The sequence below is a fragment of the Lewinella sp. genome (genome assembly GCF_050633125.1).
Taxonomy (GTDB): domain Bacteria; phylum Bacteroidota; class Bacteroidia; order Chitinophagales; family Saprospiraceae; genus Lewinella.
This window is the reverse complement of the sequence record NZ_JBOEFX010000070.1, coordinates 34,401-55,999: the sequence shown is the minus strand read 5'-3', so window position 1 is coordinate 55,999 and position 21,599 is coordinate 34,401. Positions and strand designations below refer to the sequence as shown.

General features: G+C 47.8%; 16 protein-coding genes. 5 read left to right on the top strand and 11 right to left on the bottom strand.

From position 1 onward, the window contains the following. Nucleotides 1-2: 2 nt before the first annotated feature. The gene (locus ACRBG0_RS15435) at nucleotides 3-2,177 is read right to left on the bottom strand and encodes a CHAT domain-containing protein (RefSeq protein WP_431487760.1); all 2,175 of its coding nucleotides are present in this window, start codon (nucleotides 2,175-2,177) and stop codon (nucleotides 3-5) included. A gap of 452 nt (nucleotides 2,178-2,629) precedes the next feature. Between ACRBG0_RS15435 and ACRBG0_RS15430 the strand changes: the two genes are divergently transcribed. Then, a complete protein-coding gene (locus ACRBG0_RS15430; protein WP_431487759.1) occupies nucleotides 2,630-4,381 on the top strand; it encodes an endonuclease/exonuclease/phosphatase family protein in 1,752 nt (583 codons plus the stop codon). Between the two features lie 181 nt (nucleotides 4,382-4,562). Next, nucleotides 4,563-4,964, top strand: a complete 402-nt coding sequence (locus tag ACRBG0_RS15425; RefSeq protein ID WP_431487758.1) for a thiol-disulfide oxidoreductase DCC family protein — start codon at nucleotides 4,563-4,565, stop codon at nucleotides 4,962-4,964. A 151-nt stretch (nucleotides 4,965-5,115) separates the two neighbouring features. Here the strand turns inward: ACRBG0_RS15425 and ACRBG0_RS15420 are convergent, their stop codons facing one another. Further along, nucleotides 5,116-5,613, bottom strand: a complete 498-nt coding sequence (locus ACRBG0_RS15420) for a hypothetical protein (RefSeq protein ID WP_431487757.1) — start codon at nucleotides 5,611-5,613, stop codon at nucleotides 5,116-5,118. A gap of 326 nt (nucleotides 5,614-5,939) precedes the next feature. Between ACRBG0_RS15420 and ACRBG0_RS15415 the strand changes: the two genes are divergently transcribed. Beyond that, nucleotides 5,940-6,830 (top strand): MBL fold metallo-hydrolase, encoded by an 891-nt coding sequence (locus tag ACRBG0_RS15415; RefSeq protein WP_431487756.1) that lies wholly within the window; start codon nucleotides 5,940-5,942, stop codon nucleotides 6,828-6,830. A gap of 277 nt (nucleotides 6,831-7,107) precedes the next feature. Here the strand turns inward: ACRBG0_RS15415 and ACRBG0_RS15410 are convergent, their stop codons facing one another. The 3 genes from ACRBG0_RS15410 to ACRBG0_RS15400 all read right to left on the bottom strand — a co-directional run bounded on the left by ACRBG0_RS15410 (nucleotide 7,108) and on the right by ACRBG0_RS15400 (nucleotide 9,516). Next, on the bottom strand, nucleotides 7,108-8,178 hold the full coding sequence (locus ACRBG0_RS15410; protein WP_431487755.1) for a serine hydrolase domain-containing protein: 1,071 nt from the start codon (nucleotides 8,176-8,178) through the stop codon (nucleotides 7,108-7,110). 100 nt (nucleotides 8,179-8,278) lie between these two features. Further along, nucleotides 8,279-9,076 carry a LytTR family DNA-binding domain-containing protein gene (locus tag ACRBG0_RS15405; RefSeq protein ID WP_431487754.1) on the bottom strand — a complete coding sequence of 266 codons (798 nt, stop codon included), beginning with the start codon at nucleotides 9,074-9,076 and terminating at the stop codon, nucleotides 8,279-8,281. Between the two features lie 53 nt (nucleotides 9,077-9,129). Next, nucleotides 9,130-9,516 carry a VOC family protein gene (locus ACRBG0_RS15400; RefSeq protein ID WP_431487762.1) on the bottom strand — a complete coding sequence of 129 codons (387 nt, stop codon included), beginning with the start codon at nucleotides 9,514-9,516 and terminating at the stop codon, nucleotides 9,130-9,132. Nucleotides 9,517-9,874: 358 nt separating this feature from the next. On the opposite strand from ACRBG0_RS15400, the gene ACRBG0_RS15395 reads away from it, so the two are divergent. Further along, complete coding sequence (locus ACRBG0_RS15395; RefSeq protein ID WP_431487753.1) at nucleotides 9,875-14,104, top strand: T9SS type A sorting domain-containing protein; 4,230 nt, start codon at nucleotides 9,875-9,877, stop codon at nucleotides 14,102-14,104. 151 nt (nucleotides 14,105-14,255) lie between these two features. On the opposite strand, the gene ACRBG0_RS15390 is transcribed toward ACRBG0_RS15395, so the two are convergent. From ACRBG0_RS15390 to sufB, 6 genes are all read right to left on the bottom strand, one after another. Then, a complete protein-coding gene (locus tag ACRBG0_RS15390) occupies nucleotides 14,256-14,567 on the bottom strand; it encodes an iron-sulfur cluster assembly protein (protein WP_431487752.1) in 312 nt (103 codons plus the stop codon). Further along, on the bottom strand, nucleotides 14,560-14,994 hold the full coding sequence (locus ACRBG0_RS15385) for a SufE family protein (RefSeq protein ID WP_431487751.1): 435 nt from the start codon (nucleotides 14,992-14,994) through the stop codon (nucleotides 14,560-14,562). The genes ACRBG0_RS15390 and ACRBG0_RS15385 overlap by 8 nt, the downstream gene beginning before the upstream one ends. A 115-nt stretch (nucleotides 14,995-15,109) precedes the next feature. Continuing rightward, nucleotides 15,110-16,351, bottom strand: coding sequence for a SufS family cysteine desulfurase (locus ACRBG0_RS15380; RefSeq protein WP_431487750.1), 1,242 nt, complete (start codon nucleotides 16,349-16,351; stop codon nucleotides 15,110-15,112). A 147-nt stretch (nucleotides 16,352-16,498) separates the two neighbouring features. Continuing rightward, nucleotides 16,499-17,839, bottom strand: a complete 1,341-nt coding sequence (gene sufD, locus ACRBG0_RS15375; RefSeq protein WP_431487749.1) for a Fe-S cluster assembly protein SufD — start codon at nucleotides 17,837-17,839, stop codon at nucleotides 16,499-16,501. Between the two features lie 20 nt (nucleotides 17,840-17,859). Beyond that, nucleotides 17,860-18,618, bottom strand: coding sequence for a Fe-S cluster assembly ATPase SufC (gene sufC, locus ACRBG0_RS15370; RefSeq protein ID WP_431487748.1), 759 nt, complete (start codon nucleotides 18,616-18,618; stop codon nucleotides 17,860-17,862). 35 nt (nucleotides 18,619-18,653) lie between these two features. Then, nucleotides 18,654-20,099, bottom strand: coding sequence for a Fe-S cluster assembly protein SufB (gene sufB / locus ACRBG0_RS15365; RefSeq protein ID WP_431487747.1), 1,446 nt, complete (start codon nucleotides 20,097-20,099; stop codon nucleotides 18,654-18,656). Nucleotides 20,100-20,687: 588 nt separating this feature from the next. On the opposite strand from sufB, the gene ACRBG0_RS15360 reads away from it, so the two are divergent. Next, nucleotides 20,688-21,392, top strand: a complete 705-nt coding sequence (locus tag ACRBG0_RS15360; RefSeq protein ID WP_431487746.1) for an SDR family oxidoreductase — start codon at nucleotides 20,688-20,690, stop codon at nucleotides 21,390-21,392. The last annotated feature ends 207 nt before the right edge of the window (nucleotides 21,393-21,599 follow it).

Here is a 21,599-nt window from a genome sequence, read left to right as displayed (position 1 = left end):
CACTACCGCGAGGAACGAGCACCAAAGATAAGAAAAACCAAAAAGATAGCACCGAATACATACCAGCCATACGTTTTCCATCCAGCTCTAGCAAAAACTTGATCTTGGCCAACGAGAACAAAGCTCGCCCAGTAATGAGGGTGGGCACTCAGTCGGTCTTGCTGGTCTAGGTAATTGAGCTGGGCCTGCTGTAGCGCGCCACTGGTGGATTGCCCTCCTGCCAGTGCATCATAAAACAGCGGCATAAGTTCCGCTGTAGCGGCATCCGATACTGGCCAAAGACTACCAATCAAGGCCCGCGCACCTCCTTGCAAGAAGGCCCTGCCTATGCTGAGCACCCCTTCACCGGCGCGGTAAGGGCCCGACTGCGTTTCACAAGCGCTCAGGACGACCAGCTGCAATTGTAGTGGAAGATTAGCGATTTGGCTGGCGGTGAGGCTGCCGTCTTGCAGAAATAAGGCCGATTGACTTGGGTCTTCCTGATCGCGGCAAGCGTGGGTGGCTATATGCCAGACGGTGAATTCCTCCTTGCTGCCAGTGAGTGCCTGAAGACGAGCTTCCGGGCCGAGAAAAACTTGCCCTTTTACTCGACTGATGATGGCTTCGGCTTCCTCCATGCTATGGTTCAAGGCTGGCAATGGGCTTACACAAGCAGTACGGCTGGCCATGGCATCACCGTTAAATTCGGGGGCCAATGCACCTACTTTGAGCGGTAGGGAAGGGTGTCCGTCATCCAGCCATGCAAGTGCTGAAGGAGCCGTTGTTAATTCGTAGGTTTTGACCAAGTAATCCAGTTGTTGAGGACTGTAAGACGGCTCGCCCTCTGGTGCTTGGCTGCTGAGCAGGGCGCTGAAGGGCAAATCCCAAAGCGCGCCATCGGGCAGGATAAGCAACTTTTTTGGGCCTGACTGCCGGTGATGGCGAAGTGCGGGGCGGAGCAACACGTTTTCATACAGCCAAAAAGCGGCTTTGGTATAGCGCTGGTAAGCGGCGGTAGGTTCCTTGAGGAAATCCTGTCCAGTCATCTCTGACTGAAAATTTTGCAGTGCTGTTTGTGTTTCCTTGTTCCAGTAAAAGTGATCAATCTGCACTTGTTCGCCATCAAGGTGAAAGACGATGCCTTCGTCGCCCAGCAAGAAATAGCTAATGAGTAAGGTCTGTTGTTCGCGCAGTTGGGCCTGCACTGTTGCTAGTGAAAGCTGCGCGGATGGTGCCGGAGGCCAATGACTTAGCTGGGGCAGCTGCTGGTCCACAAGCTCGCGCAAGCGTTGGGGCTGCTCAAAAAAACTACCGGACTGGGTTGCCAATTGTCGGGCCAGCCGCAGTTGTTTTCCCAATGGTGGCCAATCCAGATCATCACGATCGGCAACGTAACCTTGGAGTTGATCAGAAAGCAAGGTAGATTTGGCTTGTTCGGCCAGCAAAAATGCTTCCTCCCACCATCCTGCTTGGGGAGCTTGCTGGTGTAGTAGTAAACAGATGGCCATGGCCCGATGCGCTAATGCCGGGATGGTAGCAGCCAGCGCCAGCCGGTCGGCCTCGGTAGTACGTGCCCGTCGGAGGAAGTGCAGCAATTCCAGGCAGTGCCGCAGCCCGGTAAGGCGTTTTTCCAAAGTAGCAGCGTCGGCTTGCGCTGGCAAAGGACTCCGATAAGCACCTAGCAATGCTTCGAGCGCCAGTCCAGGGTCTGTCCAGTCCAGGGGATCAGCCAACTGTAGGCTGTCGGGGGCACCCAAGAGTTGGAAAACCTCGTGGCTCAAAGGCTCATCGCCTTCCTGAAGGTAATGGTAGTCCATCAAGACGGCCGCCAACATCCGATTGATCGTATCCGAAGGCGGAAAGCTCCGCAGTCGCTGAATCAGCGACTGCATCTGGCGCAACGGTCGATGCTGTACAGTAGCCAGTTGGCTGGCAAGCTGCGTAATCTCTTCCGGGTTATCACTGGCCATGGCCTGTTCATACACGCGGTCGGCCTGCTGCAAAACCTCATATTCCGGATAGATATTTCCTAGGATCTCGTATCCCAAGGCCTCATTGAACCCGTCTGAAGACATGATCTGATCATACAAATCCTCCGCCTGTCGGGCCTGCGGACTGTTCTGCCCAAAGCCAGCTTGCATAGCCAACAATAGCAGGCCAAGGAGGATAAAAGAAAACCAGGAAATGGCAATTCGCATACGTAGGGAGGGTGTGATTCGATAGCTGTTGGAAGGAACCTTGCAGATGCCTTTCAACTTGCGTAGATAATAACTTCATTGCTTGGATTACACAAAGGTAATCAGAAGTTTAGGGAGTTATTATGAGCGATAATGCTGGGAATTTAAGGTTTTACCAATATCCCACCTCTCCAAGGTATGTTTTCTTGACCCCATGCTGGTTTTGTTCGAGATGTGCCCCCAATCTTAGTACTCAAGTACAATAGATATACAGATAAGAAAAAAGAACGGTGCCTTTGGGGTAAAAGCCAAGAATTAGAAGTAAACACCTTACTTTTGCGCCGACCCCTAAAGGAGGCTTCGACTCAGCGGTATCTAACTAAAGTCGTAGCTACCGATAAAAAAACGCTGTGGCGTTGCGCGAGACCCACTATTTGGGACAAGCTCTAAATCAGCTGACAAAACCATTACGAATGAAATATCTTGCTGCTCTTTCCCTCATCTTTTCGTCTATTGTGGGGGTTTCGCAAACTAGAATCCTTGTTGACGGACTATTCGAGGAATGGGAGGAGTATCCGGTAGTATATGCTGATGCTACCGGTGATGGCGGTTTCCTGGGAATCGACTTTCTGCAATTGAAAATTCATAATGACGATGAGTTCCTCTTCTTTTTATTAGAAATCGGTGCTGAAATCAACCTTCAAGATTTGAATAACATCACTGTTTATCTTGATACAGATGACAATACGAGTACAGGGTTTTCCATCAGTGGAATTGGTGCTGACCTGGTTTATAATTTGGGCAACCGTGGTGGTGTTTTTTATCAGTCGGGTAGTGTATTTGAAGTTGCTCATATCGATATCGGCCTGGTGAGTGCCCCAACGGTTACTTCTGACCGATTTGAGGTGGCCATCAATAAGAATGTTACCATTTCAGGTACCCCCGTTTTTCAAAGTGATAACTTGAAAATCGTTTTCAAAGACGATATCCCAAGCGGAGATTTAATGCCTGCTGTAAATGAAGAAGTGGCGTATACATTTTCAACACCAGACTTATCGCCACTTCCAGGTTATTCCATCCAAAAACCTCAGGAAGCCGACCTGAGAATAATCTCTTACAATGCCCTGTCTGATGGTCTTTTTGACCAAAGCAGGATTCCTGCCTTTACCCGTATATTTCAGGCGACCCAACCAGACATCATCGGATTCCAGGAAATCTATGATTACTCCTCCGCACAAGTGGCCAATCAAATGGAGTCGATACTTCCTTCCGCTGTGGGCCAGCAATGGTACCATGCCAAGGAAGGGCCGGATTGTCATGCAATAAGCAGGTATCCCATACTGGCAAGTGCCCTGATTCCCGGTTACAATCAAAATGCAGGCAACGGTGCCTTTTTGATAGATATACCAGGGCTAGAGGCCGATTTACTCTTGATTGTTGCACACCCACCATGCTGTACAAACGACTCCGGGAGGCAAATCGAAGTAGACTTAATGATGGAATTTTTGAGAGAAGCAAAAGCCGGTAATGGACCCATTCCGATAGCAGCAGATGCGCCGATTGTCATCCTTGGAGACATGAATTTTGTGGGCGACAACCGCCAATTAGAGACATTGCTTTCCGGAGATATTGCTGATGAATCGTCTTACGGGCCAGACTTCACCCCCGACGGGGATGGTAATGACCTATTGGACAGCCATCCTTATACAACAGGCGTACCTTTTTCTTACACCTGGTATCGCGCAGGAAGTAACTTTAGTCCTGGGCGATTAGATTACATCATTTACAGTGGCTCGAATCTAATGCTCCAAAATAATTATGCTTTATTTACGCCAGGTTTGCCGCAAGACAGCCTCGACGCGTTTAATCTTTTCGCAGATGATGCCGTCATTGCTTCTGATCACCTTCCGGTCGTTTCCGATTTTGAGTTTAGAAACGTGACTGCCCAACAAGACCTGCTTCCCCAACAGCCCGGCATCCTGAATGTCTACCCAAATCCCGCTTATGGATGGACAGCGGTTTCTTTTATGACTCATCAAAAGGATCTTGTTGTTATTCAGTTAGTTAGCCAAGATGGTAAAGAAACAACTGTTTTACGTCAAGAAATCATAAATGCAGGGGAGCATAATTTTCAATTCGACACCTCTAACCTTCCTTCAGGAGCGTATTTTTTACAAATACAGACTGCTGAGTTTACGGAGGTTGAAAAGATTATTATTCTTTGATTTTAGAGCTATTAATAATAGGAGCCTCCCTTCGGGCGCTACGTTGCGTAGCTCGCTATTCGCTCGGCCCCCAGCAAGGGCTGGGGTCTGCCCGCCACTGGCTGGCACTACTCCACATCGCTAGGCCAACTGTGTTTCGTGTTTTAGCGTTACCTTGTAAGAAGAAATAAAAAGGATAACCATGCCTCATTCCCACCCCATTTTACTTTTTGATGGTGTTTGCAACCTCTGCAACAGTTTTGTGCAGTTTATGCTGACGCGCGATCCAGAGGGCATCTTCCAGTTTGCGAGCTTACAATCGGAGGAGGGGCGTGCCTTATTGGTAGCGCATAACCTCGATCCGGAGGGGATGGATACCGTCGTGCTGATTGAAAATGGCCAAGCTTATACCCATTCGGACGTACCACTGCGGGTAGCTCCCCGCTTGGCTGGTTTTTGGGGCTGGGTGAGCATCTTCAAATATATGCCTCGCAGTTGGCGCGATGCCATCTACCGCTGGGTAGCAGCCAATCGCTACCGTTGGTTTGGCAAGCAGGAGAGCTGTATGATGCCCCGCCCAGAATGGAAGGAGCGATTTTTGTAGACTGATCAGAACCATATTAGAATACGTATAGGTTAAATTCATGAATTTAACCGTTGATGATGTTTTCTGAACCAGATTAGGAAATTTAAGGGATTATAGGAAGGAATATGCATAGGTTAAATTCACGAATTCGACCGTTGACGATGTATGCTCAACCGACCGAAACCCCCGCCTTCTTCATTTGTCCAAGAATATCATTATAAAGAATAGGCGTTTTGAAGGCCAAGAGCTTTTCTTCTTGCCCGTTGGTGACGACTGATATACGGAAGTAAGCGCTGAATAGGAAGCTGTCATATTGCTCGGCGTTAAGGTGTTCAATTTCAGAGAAAGCAATGGTCTTGGCGTGTTCATCAAGGATGTCATCGGCATTGCGGCGATGATTGTCTTTTGTGATGGTGATCAACCGGCGTTCAAAATCAAAGGTCACTTCTTTGTTCCACTTGAGGGGATGGTCTTGGAGTACCACATAAGTATAGTAGCCGACGATCGCTATTGCAGAAAGAAACTGTATCATAAAAAAGACCGTGGATGTATTTAAGAAGTTGGTGACAACTATAAACCAATATCCCCCGACCCAGTAACTGAGGAGTTTGGTAATCATTCGGACCCACAGGCCGTTGGTGTCAGAAGAGGCAGTAATTGTTTTCATTGTACTAATTTACGAATTAAGTGCTTTTTTAAACTACCAAAGGCATCTAGGGTTTTTATTTGAACCATATGAGGGATTATAAGGAAATTTAAGAAGAGGGGAATTCGCTAGGTTGAATTCACTAATTTAACTACGCGGTAACCACCCTAGTGTTATTTGCCAGTGCTCGGAAGGGCGCATCCAGATCTTCCATCAATAGAGCATTGCCCCAGATAATACAGATGGTCGGTAACATGCTTTGGAGCATCGGTAAATAAGGTATAACTTGCTATGAAGTGAACCTTATTCCCAATACCGTATTTCTTATAATTAAACCTCTATCTAGTATGAAACGCAGATCCTTCCTTCAATCTTCGGCCTTGTTGGCTGGAGCTACTTTGATTCCACAGCAAGCATGGTTACGTAATTTCTTATTGCCGGCTGGCGAACTGACGGCCATACGGCGCAATATCAGCTTCTACACCGAACGCGGTGGGACGATTGTGACCCTACTGACCCCCGAACACAGCGTGGTGGTCGACACCCAATTTCCGGAGCAAGCAGGCAACTTGCTGGCGCTGATGAAAGATACCAATGCAAAACCGCTAGACTTGCTGGTAAACACCCACCACCACGGCGACCACACCGCGGGCAATATTGCCTTTAAAGGAATGGTGAACACCCACGTAGCCCACGCCAACTCGCTGGCCAACCAGGAACGGGTAGCCAAAGAACGCGATCAGTTGGCGGAAACCTTACTGCCAGGGACGACATACACCGACAAGTGGTCGCAGCGGGTAGGTGATGAAACGGTGAGTCTCCACTATTTCGGTCCCGGCCACACGGATGGCGACTCGATGGTGCATTTTGAAGAAGCCAACGTGGTGCATACGGGCGACTTGATGTTTAATCGACGGTTTCCCTACATCGACAAAACTGCCGGCGCGGATATCGGCAACTGGATTGAAGTACTAAGACAGGCTCGCAGGACTTTTGACAAGGAGACCTTTTACGTATTTGGCCACAGCGGCGAGGGCTACCCCGTAACAGGTACTTCAGCCGACCTGAAAGCGATGGCGCACTTCCTGAAAATGTCGCTACGATTTGTGAAAAAAGCTAAACGTCGAGGCGATACCCTGGAGCAATTGCTGGAAAAAACAACCATGATTCCCGGTGCCCCGGAATACAAAGGAAGCGGTGTAGAACGGGTGCTGAACGCGGCTTGGGAAGAGATTTGAACGGGTTGTAGTCTGGGCTTCAGCCCGGGCGTAAGAAATCTGTATCAAATAGCATTACAAATGCTCACTTTCCTATTTCCGGTTTTGGGTGCGGAGTGCGATAGGTGCGGAGTGCGAGGTAAATACTTCCGACCTCTGACTTCCCACTTTCCACTTCCGACTTTGAGGATGTTAGATGGTTGGCTACCTCGCACTCCGCACTCCGCACTCCGCACTCTGACTTGCTACTTCCCACTTTGATAATGGTTGATGGTTTGGATCTACCCAACCCTTAAACCTACTTCGCTACTAGCGGAAATAAATTTACAGAAAGCTGAAAAGCATCTCGCCAGGCGAGGGCGGTATTGGACAAGACGATAATGACGGCTTTCTTTTCGGGAAATAGCATCATTTGTGCAGCAGCACCGGTTTGTTCGCCACTATGGCCGATAACGGGGCCTACTGTTGGGTTGTCGCCATAGAGGAAGAGGCCCATACCGTAGGGATTGTTTTTGCCACGATCTACATCAGGATAAGTTTGCATCAGGGCAAGGGAGCTATCTTGGAGCAAGGTGCCGTTGAGTAGTGCTTGGCCGAATTTTAGCATATCAGGTGCATTGGAATAAATGCCGCCGCCAGGAACACGATTACTGAGGTTGTTGGCGTCGGCATTTTTGATTTTTCCCTTTCTGGTACGGTAAAAGAAGGCCGATTTATTCTGATATTCCTGCTCAAATATATCTACACCACTTTGGGCCATGCCTGCTTTGTCGAAAATGTTTATCTGGATATAATCATTGAAAGACTGGCCGCTAGCGACTTCAATGACTCGTCCCAATAGCACATAGCCATAGGTGGAGTACTGGTATTGGGTGCCGGGCTCGAAAAGCAATTCCCGGCCTTGAAAGATGGTAATAGCCTCGGCGAGGGTAGCATATTCCTTTGTGGTTTCTGTTTCCTTGCCGGAGAGGTAACCGCCGATGCCGGCAGTGTGATGAAGAAGTTGGCGAGCCGTTATTTTCTGCGCTGCAAAAGCAGGGTAATCAGGAAGGTAATGGACGATTGGAAGATCGAAGTCAAGCAGGCCCTTTTCCTGTAATTGTAAAGCTGCAACTGCGGTGAAGGTTTTGGAGATAGAAGCGATGCGTTGGCGGGTATCGATATTACAGGGTGTCTGCCGATCTTCGCTGCAATAGCCATCAGCCCCCAGCCAGATGACCTCATCGCCAACGGCGACTCCAGCGTTGATGCCTGCGAATTGTTGAGCTGCGATAGCGTTGGTGAGGAGCTCGTCGGCAGTAGGGGCGTCTTGGGCCGAAAGGCCGTAGATAGCAAGAAAAAGAAAGATGGAAGTGATCGTGAATTTCATCGGGGAGTATTGATTTGGTGATTTTTGTTTCACACAAAACTATTACGTAGGGTGCTGGAAATCAAGCAGGTTTAGAGCATTTGTGGTGAATTGGCTCCTGCTAGGGACGAAATTGAAGCCGATCGAGCAAGTCTTTTTTGTAAGCTTGGGTTACAGGAATTTCTAACTGGGTTAAAACTGCCGTTGAGGTTCCTTTCCACTCCAGGAAATGATGTGGATTGATCAAATGAGAGCGATGTACCCGTAATAGTAGAGGTACTTCTTCTTGCATTTTTTTTAATGTACTACGCAGTAATTTTTTACGTAGCGTCTCTTCTTCAAGGTAATAGACGGTAACATAGTTGTTGGCAGCCGAGAGGGCGATGAGCTGGTAGGGGCGAAGCCGCAAAATATCCAATTTGTTAGTGCCACTAAGTTGTATCCAATCCGATTTGGTGAGAATAGTGGGCGGTATCGGTGCGGAGGGTTCTACTGATTTGCGTGCAGCAAACCTGCGGGAAAGGGCCAGTAAGGGTAACAAAATAATGAGTGTAGGGATATATATTTCTAAGCTGAAGCGGGGGAACCCATAATCACCATTAACCCAATCTGTAATGTAATAGCGATACGATAAGGGTAGGCAAACGAAAGCGAAAAGCATAAGTAGAGTTCCCTCTAATAGCCAATTCCAGTACCCTAATTGTCGGTACAACCCGTTTTGCACAGGGATACAAACCAGGTAGGCAACCGCTGCTACCAATCCGTATCCGACCATCAGCTGCACTCTGAACCTTAGACGAAGGTCGGCTGCATCAAAAGGGCCAATGATGGCCAAAAAGAGATAAAGCCAAGTGCCCATCAGGATCGCGATAAGGAAGTGATGGCGGTAGTTGGTGGAAGGAGTGATTTTCTTGGTCATAAAGACCAATTATACACAAATAAGGGGTGATTTGTACGAAACTCATACACAAATCAGGGGTGACTCATTTTTTCGGTAATGGTATTCGGAAATGCCGGATTGTAAATTAGGCCAATAATATTGTCCCAAGGGTCACGAACGGTAGCTACAAGAAGCGGCCCACCGACGCTGTGGGGGGCTTCGTGAGTAGTCGCTCCTAAGCTTAGTAAATGTTGATAAATGGCCTCAATATCTTCCACGCCCCAGTAGGAAAGTACATTGTCGGGCTGGCCAGTGGTGGCCTTTTCGGCAGGCAACAAGCCTAGTTCAAAGCCACCAATATTGAAACCTACATAGAAAGGCTCATCGAAATAAGGAGCTGTGGCAAAGGCTTTGGTATACCATGCTTTTGCTGCTGCTAAATCAGGAACTTGATAGATGGTGGTGCGCAATCCGAGCATAAGGAGGAAGGAGATTGGTGAATAAGTAGGAACAGCACGAAAATAAAAAGCGATTTTGTTTTTCAAATAGTTGAATAAACGATTTATTTCAAGTGTTTTAACTATTTGAAAAACCTAAGAAAAACCTAAGAAAAATCGCAATTTATTTTCTGCGCAATACTTATCGGTAAGATAATTGATTGTCAGCCTTCTAAGATTTATTTTTTACTATTTTAGTGTAAAATTCGGTTGCCTTGGGAAGCTATTCCCGAAACAACTGATAATCTCAAAAACGAATAAAATGTGTTTTACTTTTTCTTTTTAGTGACCTTCACTAAGGGGAGATGTTCAAATGCATTCTATACCTAAAAACTTAATTATGCGACTCTCTACACTAGCGATCATGGCCTTGGCTATGTTTTTTTCCTTCTACACCTTTTCTTTAGCTGCTCAAAGTTGTGAGCCTGCACTCTTCTATTTTCCCGGAGATAATTACACCGGAGATTTTCATATCGACCGTACCGTGGAGGGCAATTATCTCCTGGCCGGAGAGATAGACAACAGTGCAGCAGGTTCTGGCAAGAATATTCATATCCTCAAGGCCGATGACTTTGGGAACGAAATCTGGTCGACGACCTTGGTTTGGCCTGGCGATGAATCTGTTAGCGCAGTGCGCACTTTGCCAGATGGCAGCGCGGTAATCGTTGGTTCTACCGATAGCGAAAATATAGCTAACGCAACTCAGAGTATCTTTCTAGTAAAGATCAGGGAAGATGGTAATACGCAATGGTGGAGAACCTATGGCCAGTATTCTTCCTGGACATATACAGGCACCGATGTTGAAATTTTACCGGCGGGAGGGTTCGTTATTTCCGGAAATAGCAGAAGTGCTAATAATTATGAGGATAAAATGGTTTTCTTAACGACTGACCCCAATGGCCAGCAAACGCAATGGAAAACGCTGTCTTTGTTCGTCGAAGATATGAATGGTAACCTGGATTTTGGCCGTTCTAGCACAAACAATGTGACTATCCTGGAAAATGGCGACTTTGTTTTTACAGGCATCACTTACCCCCAGTCATTTGCGTGGCCTACAGGTGGCTATTTCACCGTGGTACGAACATCTCCTTCTTTGACGACTGTTTGGGAACTAGCATCACCCTTTGGCTTCTGTCTACTCAGCCATGGATGGGCGTTACTGGAAGAGGAAAATGGAGATTTGAATATAGCTGTTAGTAGAGAGCCTCAGGGCTGCTTTGATGTCGGTAGTTCTTCTTCGATGCACAGGGTTTCTGGAGCAGGCGAGTACCTGGGAACAAGTTATCTTGGCGAAAGTGGAGGGCGAAGTATTATCCGTGCCGAAGATGGTAATATGATCATAGGAAGGGCGCGTAGTATTGCGAAAGTAGATACTTACGGAGAAATTTTATGGGAAAGCCCCTCCATGGGCAGTTTTACCAGTGGGGCAGGTAATTCTCTGGTTGCCAGTAACAATGGTGGCTACATCTTATCAGGGCGACAGCAAGGGGCCGTGGTGCTCATCGAGTTTGACTCCTTGGGAAATACCTGTACCAACAGCCTCAGTGGGAAGGTTTATTTCGATACCAACCAGAATTGCACCTTCGATAGTAGCGAGGTTATTGTCCCAAATGTCGTTACAGCATTGAATAACGGAGTGCAATTCGCAAATACCAATCCGGAAGGCTGGTACCACTATCAGTTGGATACCGGACAGTATATGATACAAATGGCTCCGCCCAATAACCTCTGGAGTATTGGTTGTCCGCTGACCACCGCTTACAATTTAGATTTAGTGAGTGTTTATCATAATTATGACGACTTGGATTTTAGTTTACATGCGGTCGAGTCTTGTGCTTTACTCTCCGTAGAGGGATCGCTAGGCTGGGCAAGAGCCTGTAGAGAACAAACGATAGCGATACAATACAATAACCTCGGTACGCAGGCCGCAGAAGGCGTGTACGTCACCCTGGATTTTGACGAAACACTCACCTTTATTGATGCCAGTGTTCCCTGGCAGCAAATAGATGGAGAGTACCGATTCTTTGTGGGAGAATTGGGTATAATGGAGTATGGCCGTTTCAATGTACAGGTAGAGGTTGCCTGTGATGCCGAGTTGGGAACCCAGGCGTGCTTTCGGAGTGCTATTTTCCCTGTTAATAATTGTAGCATGGAAGAAGGACACCCCATGGAGGAACAATGTAGTACGATCCGGAATTCGTATGATCCTAACGACAAATTAGTAGTAGCTGCTGATACCGCAAGCTGCTGGAAAACTGCGCTGGATAAACTTGAGTTCACCGTTCGTTTTCAGAACACAGGTAATGATACGGCCTTTCAGGTAGTGATCCTGGATACCTTGCCCGATTACCTGGATATGGAAAGTGTACAACCGGGCCCTGGTAGCCACGATTATAACCTCAGGGTACTTGGAGAGAATCAATTGATGTTTGCTTTTTCGGATATTAATTTATTGGATAGCACCAACCATGAGGCGGAAAGCCACGGTTTTGTACAGTTTTCGGTTTACCCTAAAGCAACAATTGCGGACGGTACAGTGATCAGCAACCGAGCCGCCATTTATTTTGACCATAACCCTCCCATTTTTACGCCTACTGTAAGTATTGATCAGTGCATTGTTGTTCCACTTACCATTGTAGAGGTCGAAGCCGAAGAGGTGACAGATTGTACAAACCCCAACGGCATACTGAACGTCATCGCAGCGGGTGGTGCCGGAAATTACGAATATAGCATTGATGGAGGGGAGCATTGGCAAACGGAAGAGGTGTTCTTGAACCTGATTCCCGGCGATTACGAAGTCCTTCTACGCGATGTGGAAGGTCAGGAATACAACTACCCCGAAAATCCGGTGACCGTCACGGAAGCATTGCCTATTCTGCTGTCTTTATCCCCATATTCTCCTACTTCTTGTGGCGGCGAAAACGGTAGGATTACCATAGATGCAGTAGCCCCAGGGGCACTGATGTATAGCGTAGACGGTGGCGAAAACTTTCAGGCTGATCCTGCTTTTCTTAGCCTGACGGAAGGTACTTATACGGTGCTGGTTCTCAATGAGTGCCTGGTTGGCGATACAATTGAGGTAGTTCTTACTGATCCTACTCCACCCGTAATCACCGACGTTACTTGGCAAACGCCTAATTGCGAGGGGAATGGCGGGCAAATTTTGGTGGAAGCCGATGGTGTTCGTCCCCTCCGGTTTAGTGTTGACGATGGGGAGTCCTGGCGTACTTATGGTATTTTTAATGGCCTGCAAGCAGGCGTTTATCAGGTAGTCGTCAGTTATGGCGCTGGCAATTGTGAGGTCATGTACGAAAGTGAAATAGAGCTCTTCGCTGGTAGTGCTCCTCCCGAAATTGTGACGGTAGAAGCAAACAATGGCACCGATTGTGATGGAGGCGATGGCATCATAAATGTCTTCACTATCAGTGAAGAAGGTATGGAGTACAGTATCGACGGAGGGGAGACCTTTCAGGGAAGTTCAATGTTTACGGGACTGTCTGCTGGCTGGTACGATATCATTGTACGCAACGAATGTGACACCAGAGATACCTTCCCCGCAGTAGAGGTTGCTTCACTAGCTGTTCCCGAATTAACGGACTTCGAGATAGTTCGCCCCGGTTGTGGTGCCGAAAACGGTAGCATCAACATCCTTGGAGGGGAGGCCGCTAGTTTGCTTTACAGTATAGATGATTGGGAAACAGATCAGGAAGAACCCCTTTTCACAAACCTTTCAGGAGGGATGTATACTGTTGTGGTGAGTAATGAATATGGATGTACTACAAGTTTGGAAACGATAGCGCTAGAGGAAGTAGCAGCGCCTGTTATTCAAAACGTCAACGAAACTAACCCCGGTTGTACCGATAGCGCTTCTGGCGAAATAACCATTGTTGCTAACAGTGAAGAAAGCTTGCTGTATTCCATTGATGGCGGAGCCAATTGGTTCACAGAAGCTACGTTTACCAACCTTACCGAAGGTGCTTACGAAGTAATGGTAAGCAATGAGAATCTTACCTGTATAGAAACATCGGTGGAAAATCCGGTACAACTCACTCCGCCGATCTTCCCTGTTATCAATGATATTGAAATTATTCACCCTTCTACAGGAACGGCCACGGATGGAAGTATTACCATTTCTGCCAGTGGAGAGACCTACCTCTACTTTAGTATAAATGAAGGGCAAGATTGGCAGGGAGAGCATGTGTTTTCCAATTTGCCCGCGGGTGAGTACACCATTTGGGTCCGGTCCGGCGGGCCAGATTGTATCGTCTCCGAAAGCGAAATTGTGCTCGATGCGACCGTTGCCGTTGGTGAAGAAAAGATGCAGCCGATACTCGCGGTTTATCCTAACCCTACATCGAATAAAACTACCATTCGTGTAGAGCTTCCTGTCGTTGAAGAAATAGAGGTGAGTTTGGTCAGTGTGCTGGGGAATACGCTAAGGCACTACCCAAAACAAAAGACCAGTTTATTGGTGGAGGAAATACAGATAGCCAGTCTACCTGCTGGTATCTATTACTTGCAGTTTTTAATAGGCGGAGAGTTATTCCAGAAAGCTTTGGTAGTGATTTAAAAAAGGAAAGGTGAGGCTTGTTTTATTTAGTGCTGAGTGTGGTTACTCGACTTTTTGTAGCTAAAGTTGTCAAAATGTATCTTCTTGATAACCAGCTGAAAAAAGCTTTACGTCTCTGCGCGAGACACACTATTTGGGAAACTCCCGGTACTTAAAACATATCAAGAAGCAACAAGGCCTCATCACTCATCTTGCTCTTGTCCCAAGGGGGATCAAACACCACCCGAAGGTCGATATCTGTAACGCCCTCTACGGCGATAACCTTCTCCTGTACCTCCATCGGCATAGAGTCGGCTACGGGGCACATAGGACTGGTGAGGGTCATCTCGATGAGTACTTTACCGGTGTCGTCAATATCTATGGTGTAGATCAGGCCCAGCTCGTAGATGTCGGCAGGGATTTCCGGGTCCATTACGGTTTTGATGGCGGCAACGATGTTTTCTTTGATAGTATCTTTATCCATTGCTTTGATCGTTTTGGGCGGTCATGGCTAGTCCGTAAAGTTTCATTTGTTTGAGCATACTGCGGAGGCCGTTGGAGCGAGTAGGGGAGAGGTGTTCGTGCAAGCCGATCTTATCAACAAAGTGGAGTTCTGCTTTGGCTACGTCTGCTGACTTTTGCCCGGAGAGTACGCGTACCAAGAGGCCAATGATACCCTTGGTGATGATCGCATCGCTATCGGCGGTAAAGACCACGTGGCCGTCTTCTTGCGCAGCGTGCAGCCATACCCGGCTTTGACAGCCTTTGATCAAATGCTGCTCGTCTTTGTACTGTTCATCAATAAGGGGCAAGTCTTTACCCAAACTGATGAGGTATTCGTATTTATCCATCCAGTCATCGAAAAAGGAAAACTCTTCGATGATTTCGTCTTGTATTTCGTTGATCGTCATTATAAGTATTCTCGGACTGTTTCTAGCTAAAGTTGTCAAAATCTATCTACTTGATACCCAGCTTTAAAAAACCTCTGCGGCTCTGCGCGAGACAAATTGTTTGGGACACTCTCCCTTAACGTAACATGTTCGCCGCTCGCTTCACACCAGCAACGAGTTTGTCCACGTCTTCCATGGTGTTGTAGACGGCAAAAGAAGCTCGTACAGTGCCAGGAATCTCGAATCGATCCATCAAGGGCTGCGTACAGTGGTGGCCGGTACGAACGGCAATGCCCAACTTATCCAGAATCGTCCCCAAATCATAAGGGTGCGTACCTTCGATCAAAAAGGAGATCACACTGGCCTTGTTTTCGGCGGTGCCAATGATGCTTAAACCATCAATTTCGAGAAGTTGTTTGGTGGCTGCTTCCAATAAATGGTTTTCGTGAGCGCTGATATTATCTTGCCCAATCTGCTCAATGTACTCCAAGGCTACACCCAGCCCTACTGCACCGGAAATATCAGGGGTGCCTGCCTCAAATTTGAAGGGCAGCTCGTTGTAGGTTGTTTTTTCAAAGGAAACCGTTGCGATCATCTCCCCCCCTCCTTGGTAAGGAGGCATGGCATCCAACCACTTTTTCTTGCCATAAAGGACACCGATACCCGTAGGGCCAAAAACTTTGTGACCAGAAAAGGCATAAAAATCTACATCCAGTGCCTGTACATCCACCTTCAGGTGGGGCGTCGCCTGGGCTCCGTCGAGCAATACCGGAATATCGCGATCGTGGGCTAGGTCGATAATTTCTTTAACAGGATTGATCGTTCCCAAGGCATTGGAAACGTGAACGATGGAGACGATTTGCGTACGCTCACTGAGGAGTTTTTTATATTCCTCCATGATCAGTTCCCCACGGTCATTAATAGGGATCACTTTCAGGATGGCTCCACTGTATTCGCAGGCCAGTTGCCAGGGAACGATATTCGAGTGGTGCTCCATCGCGGAGATAATCACCTCATCCCCTTCCCGTAGGAATTTGCGCCCAAAAGAAGAAGCAACCAGATTGATGCCATCGGTACAGCCCTTAACGAAGATCACTTCTTCGGTGCTACCAGCATTGAGGAAGTGGCGTGCCCGTTCGCGACCCAGCTCAAAAGCATCGGTGGCCTGTTGGCTCAATTCGTAGACACCCCGATGCACATTGGCATTCTGGTGGCGGTAGTAGTAGTCTAAAGCATCCAACACCTGCTGTGGCTTCTGGCTGGAAGCGGCACTGTCGAGAAAAACCAGTGGTTTGCCTCGCATCTCGCCTTCAAGAAGAGGGAAATCAGCACGAATGCGTGCGATATCAAAAGCCGGAGCGGTGATGGTGTTAGACATGAATTTTTTTTTTACCACATAGACACATAGTTATTCATTCTTATGTGCCTATGTGGTGAAATATTCTCTCCGTAGCATTGCCACGCTTTATTTTATCACATAGACATATAGGGTAGCTGTTTATCTATGTGCCTATGTGGTGAAAAACTATCCCAGTAGCTTTGCCACTAACCTTTCCATAGCGTAAGCCTGTACAGCTTCGTTAGGCATCGCTTCGAGCACCTCGGCCAGGAAAGCCTGCTGTAATAATTGTCTTGCCTGTGCTTCAGACAATCCGCGACTACGAAGGAAGAATACGCTGGTTTCATCCAGTTGGCCAATGGTGGCACCGTGGCTACAGAGAACGTCATCTGCAAAGATTTCGAGCTGTGGCTTGGCGTCCATGACGGCATTCTTGGAGAGTACCAGGCTGCTATTCTGCTGGAAAGCATTGGTTTTTTGCGCATCCTGGCGCACTGTTACTTTACCATTGAATACGCCGCGAGCGTAATCGGTAAGGATGCCTTTGTACAGTTCGTTACTCTGGCAATGCGGTACAGCATGGTCGATAAACGTTTGGTTGTCAATGTGCTGCTGCTTGTTGCCGAGGTAAACACCGTAATAGTTGGTGTTGGTATTGGAGTCGAGTAGGGTAGTGGCGAGGTTGTTACGAACCACTTTACCACCCAAATCGAGACTGTAATTGCTATAAATACTATCGCGCCCTTGGCGAACCAGGGTGTTGTGTACTTGTAGGGCCTGCTCATTCTCCAGTTGGAGCTTGTAGTGGTGGCAGTGGGCGTTGTCTTCGACACTGAACCAGTTAGCTACATTGGTAAAATAGCTGCCGGTACCGGGTGTTGCATCGTGGCGTTCAATCACCGAAAGGTTGCTACCTACACGTACCCGAACAAAAAGCTGGGGATGGCTCAGGTGAGCTTCCGCTGTAGCGGTATTCAGGTAAAGGCAGTAGATCGGCGTATCTACCTGCGCGTTACGCTCCGTCTCAATGTAGAGACCATGTTGGGCGAAAGCCCGGTTGAGCGGCAAAAACGTATTCTGTTCGGTACCTCCTGCCTGAGCAGCCTGGTCTTCAATCCAGCTACGCTTTTCGTCGTTTTCAAGGGCAGTGCTGAGGCGCTCTACACTTACTCCTTTAGGGAGGGTGCTGGCCGATAGCTCTTCTTGAAGAACACCATTAACGAAGACGAAAGTCGCTGCTGTTAATTCAGGAATCTGGTAGGCTGCTACCGTATTGGCGTCCACTGCGGGAGCGCTGGTTTCCTGAAAGTGATTTTCCATCATCCGCGCGATAGGGGCACCGGAATATTTCCAGTCTTCATCCCGACGGGTAGGGAAATCTTGCCCTTCTAGTTGCTTGTAAGCAGCCAGGCGGAACTGAGCCAGTGGGTGTTCGCTGTGCCCGTTGAGCCCTTGCCGATAGGTCTGGAACAATTGCTTGTACCAGTCTTTGGTGGCAGTATCTTGATCTTGCAAAATTGCTGACATGTGTTTCGCTTTTGGCTAAATTAAACGGTAGCTGATTGCTCAGCTTTGATCCAGTCGTATCCTTTTTCTTCCAGCTCGAGCGCAAGGCTCTTGTCACCAGATTTTACGATGCGTCCTTCGTGGAGAACGTGTACGTAATCAGGAACGATGTAATTCAGCAGACGCTGATAGTGGGTAACGATGATGAACGAGCGATCAGCACTACGCAGTTGGTTAACGGCATCAGCAACGATCTTCAGTGCGTCGATATCAAGACCACTATCGGTTTCGTCAAGAACAGCAAGCTTTGGCTCCAAAAGCGCCATCTGCAACATCTCATTACGCTTCTTTTCCCCACCGGAAAAACCTTCGTTCAAAGAACGCTTGAGGAAAGACTCGTCGATGCCCAGCATCTTGGCTTTTGCACGAAGGAGCTTCAGTACTTCTACTGGTTTCAACTCTTCTTCGCCACGTGCTACGCGAACAGCATTCACGGAGCTTTTCAGGAAAGTAGCGTTGCTTACTCCCGGAATTTCTACCGGATATTGGAAAGCCAGGAACATACCTGCGTGTGCTCTCTCTTCTACTTCCATTTCCAGCAAATCTTCTCCCTGGTAGGTTACCGAGCCACCGGTTACTTCATATTCTTCACGGCCAGCAAGTACATTAGCCAGGGTGCTTTTACCAGAACCGTTAGGGCCCATGATGGCGTGAATTTCGCCGGGCTTAATATCAAGATTGATACCCCGGAGGATAGCCTTGTCTTCAATGGATGCTTGGAGATCCTTAATCGTGAGCATGAATGCTTATTTTAAAATGCTAATATTAATGTTGATTATCCTACGCTGCCTTCCAGACTGATGGCAAGTAGTTTCTGCGCTTCGGCGGCAAATTCCATCGGAAGTTCGTTGAAAACCTCCTTACAGTAACCATTAACGATCATGTTGATGGCGTCTTCTTCACTGAGGCCGCGTTGCTTGAGGTAGAACATTTGATCTTCACCAATTTTTGAAGTGGTGGCCTCATGCTCTACTTTAGCGGTACTGTTCTCGATTTCCAGATAAGGGAAAGTGTGTGCACCACAACGATCGCCCATCAGCATAGAATCACACTGAGAGAAATTATGCGCATTTTCGGCACGCTTGCCCACTTTTACCAATCCGCGGTAAGAGTTGTGCGAACGCCCTGCCGAAATACCTTTAGAGATGATCGTACTCTTGGTGTTTTTACCAATGTGAATCATCTTGGTGCCCGTATCTGCCTGTTGCCTGTTATTGGTAACGGCTACAGAGTAGAATTCACCAATAGAGTTGTCGCCTTTGAGGATACAGCTAGGGTACTTCCAGGTAATCGCTGAGCCGGTTTCAACCTGTGTCCAACTGATCTTGGAGTTTTTTCCCTGACAAATACCACGCTTGGTCACAAAGTTGTAAATACCACCTTTGCCTTCACTGTCACCAGGGTACCAGTTTTGTACGGTAGAGTATTTGATCTCTGCGTCATCCAGTGCTACGAGTTCTACCACTGCGGCGTGCAGTTGGTTTTCATCGCGCATCGGTGCGGTACAACCTTCGAGGTAACTTACGTAGCTACTGTCTTCGGCAACGATAAGCGTACGCTCAAACTGTCCAGTGTTAGCCGCATTGATGCGGAAATAGGTCGACAATTCCATCGGGCAACGTACACCTTTAGGAATATAAACGAAGGAGCCATCACTAAATACAGCAGAGTTCAGCGCTGCAAAGAAGTTGTCCGTAGGAGGAACAACGGTTCCCAGATATTTCTTGATCAGCTCAGGGTGATTGTGTACCGCTTCGCTGAAAGAGCAAAAGATGATACCCAGTTCACCGAGCTTTTCGGTATAAGTGGTCTTGACGGAAACACTATCAATAACCGCGTCAACAGCTACGCCTGCCAGGAACTTCTGCTCCTCCAAAGGAATACCAAGCTTGTTGAAAGTCGCCAGCAATTCCGGGTCTACCTCATCCAGGCTTTCATACTGTGGCTTCGTTTTTGGCGCTGCGTAGTAACTGATAGATTGGTAATCAACCTTCTTGTAATCTACATTTGGCCATTCCGGCTCGGTCATGGTCTGCCAGTGGCGAAAGGCCTTTAGGCGCCATTCTGTCAAAAACTCAGGCTCATTTTTCTTAGCAGAAATCATCCGCACAACTTCTTCGTTCAATCCAACCGGAAAGATGTCCGTTTCGATGTCACTGGTGAAGCCGTACTTGTATTCACTTTGGGTGTGTTGCTCCAAAGTCTGCATGGAATCGCTCATAGGTGGCGGTACTTTAGGATTTAGACTAAATCTAAATAAGATAATATGCCTTTAAGACAAAACAGGGATTAGAAAGTTCAGTTACTGACGCAGTTTTTACCCTTTAGCGACGCAAAGATAAGAAAGGAAGAGGGAAGAAGAACCCTGATTAGGGAAATTATTACATAGAGTTTATAAAACAACGAGCTTTTTCCGATTCCTACAAGCCCGAAACGGGGAATACCTAAACTATACCTAATGATTAGGTAGTGGTATGGTTGAAGCGAAATTGATAGGTGGAAGAGTACTTGGGGGAGGTTTCCATGTTTGGCAGGCAGTGTTCGCTACGCTTACGGTGGTGCTCGTTCCTCGCGGCTGTGCTCACTTCGCTCGCGGTTAACGCGGCTGCCGCCGACGTAGTCGGCACTACCGTGATTCCGATTTATCGGAAGAACACCCCCGTGAGCGTAGCGAACACTATCACCACTCTGCCAGCAGCAACCTCAACCGAAGGATTTGCCCCAAGCCTAAACTTTTCAACAGCAACAAAGGTTATCACTGAGCATCGCATTCGGATCAGGATATGCACCTTATTTAAAAAAAGAAGCAATGACAAATTCCAAAATAGCCCTCGTGACGGGCGCCAACCGTGGTTTAGGTAAAGAAGTATGTCGCCAGTTGGCCCAAGAGGGCTACCGTGTGATCCTCACCAGCAGAACCGAAGACAAAGGCCGTGCCGCCCTGGCTGATATCGCCCAAGAGGGTTTGGATATCGTTTACCACCAATTGGATGTCAATAACCAACAGAGCATCGCTACCATCAAAGAGTGGATCATCAAGAATTATGGCCGTTTGGATGTGTTGGTCAACAATGCGGGTATCAACTACGATTTGTGGCACAATGCCCTGGATGCTGATCTCGAAGAATGCCATGAAACGATAGAGGCCAATCTTTTTGGTCCCTGGCGCATGGCGCAAACCTTCATCCCGCTGATGCAGGAGAAAGGCTTTGGCCGAGTAGTGAACCTCTCCAGCGGCGCCGGTGCCCTCAATGGCATGGACGGCGGCAAACCTGCCTATGCGATGTCAAAAGCTGCGCTAAATGTACTAACCATCAAGCTAGCTCACCTTACGGCCAATGACAACATCCTCGTCAATGCTGTCTGCCCCGGCTGGGTACGCACCGATATGGGGGGCAAGGAAGCTACGCGTTCTATCCCTGAAGGTGCCAAAGGCATCGTCTGGGCGGCTACGATTGAAGATGGTGGCCCCACCGGCGGCTTCTTCCGCGATGGGGAACGGATTGCGTGGTAGGGTTTTGAACCACCAAAGGCACCAAAGAAGGGTTCTTTTCTGAACCATATAAGAGATTATAAGGGAATATAAGCGTGCCGATTAAACAAGGTAAATTCACGACAAGGTAAATTCACGAATTTACCCGACATGATAGGTTTAAAAACCAAGGCACCTACCAGGGCAAATTCATNNATGAATTTGCCCTGGTAGGTGCTTTTGGTGGTT